The sequence below is a fragment of the Actinomycetospora sp. genome (genome assembly GCF_055612215.1).
The window spans coordinates 1-1,258 of the sequence record NZ_JBVPVA010001175.1 but is presented as its reverse complement, the minus strand read 5'-3'; the positions used below and the strand labels follow the sequence as shown (position 1 = coordinate 1,258).

The 1,258-nt window shown below is 75.1% G+C and carries 1 protein-coding gene and 1 pseudogene; both read left to right on the top strand.

The window, feature by feature from the left end; all coding sequences use genetic code 11:
- Nucleotides 1-337 (top strand): annotated as a pseudogene (locus tag AC0CYZ_RS31535) (hypothetical protein); the annotation flags it as partial.
- 382 nt (nt 338-719) lie between these two features.
- On the top strand, nt 720-1,258 hold a 539-nt coding region (locus tag AC0CYZ_RS31530), incomplete at its 3' end, for a PIN domain-containing protein (RefSeq protein WP_472222187.1).

Below are 1,258 nucleotides of genomic sequence, written 5' to 3'. Positions count from 1 at the left end.
GCAGGCGCGCGCCCACCTGCGGCGCTGGCTGCTGATCGACGACGCGCGCGCCGGCCGGATGCTCGAGTTCCTCGCGCACCCGCGCTGGCGCATCCACACCACGACCTACGTCGAGGGCGCGCGCCTCGTACGGGCCTGGCTCGCCGCGCGTCCGGGAGACGAGCGCGCCGGGACGCGCTTCGCGCGGCTGCTCGACGAGCCGTGGACCCCCGCGCGGCTGCAGCGCGACACGGTCACAGACCGCCCAGTATCCGACGGGTGGGTCGACGAACGGCGGGGGCGCGCCGGGGCGTCACCCCGGTCGGTCGACGACGCCCCGATGTCACCGAGGGTATGAGCCACGTCACCAAGTCGTCACGTTCGGCGCGCGACAACGACCGGTCATCGGTTGTAGCGTCCGCCCCGGCGGCGCCGTAGCGGATGCGGACCGTCCGGGGAGGCCGGAGATCGTGACGGGTCGGTTCGGATCGCGGTGTCGCGGCACCGCCGGGGCGCGAAGGCCGGACGGCGTTCCGTCCGCGGTGCCCCCGGCGGCCCTCGGCGTCGTGGACCGCGCGGGCTCGGCGGGAGGGCCGGCACCCGGTCCACCCGCTCGGCGTCGGAGAGGCAGGTCCCCCGGCGGGGGACCGAGCCACCGGCTCCGCATCGCGACCTGATCCCGACCGACTCGTCCGTCGAGGAACGTGGTCGCGGGTGCCGCGACCGCCGAGGGAGTAGCCGTGAGCGCAGAGCACGCCCAGCGTCCCCCGTCGGTGTCCGGCAGCGTCCCCTTCCCCGCGGAGCCAGCCTCCGCGGACGCGGACCGAGCCCCTGGCCACACCCCGTCGCCGGCCCCGCGGGCCCGGATCACCTACGTTCTCGACACCTCCGTCCTGCTCAGCGACCCGTGGGCCCCGACCCGCTTCGCCGAGCACGACGTCGTCGTCCCCCTCGTCGTCATCTCCGAGCTCGAGGGCAAGCGCCACCACCCCGAACTGGGGTGGTTCGCCCGGGAGGCGCTGCGCCTCTTCGACGACCTCCGCATCACGCACGGCCGTCTGGACGAGCCCATCGCAATCACGCCCGAGGGCGGCACGCTGCACGTCGAGCTCAACCACACCGACCCGTCGGTGCTGCCGGCCGGCTTCCGGACCGCGGAGAACGACTCCCGCATCCTCGCGTGCGCGGCCAACCTCGCGCGGGACGGCCTAACCATCACCCTGGTCACCAAGGACATGCCGCTGCGGGTGAAGGCCGCCGCCGTGGGCCTGCCCGCCGA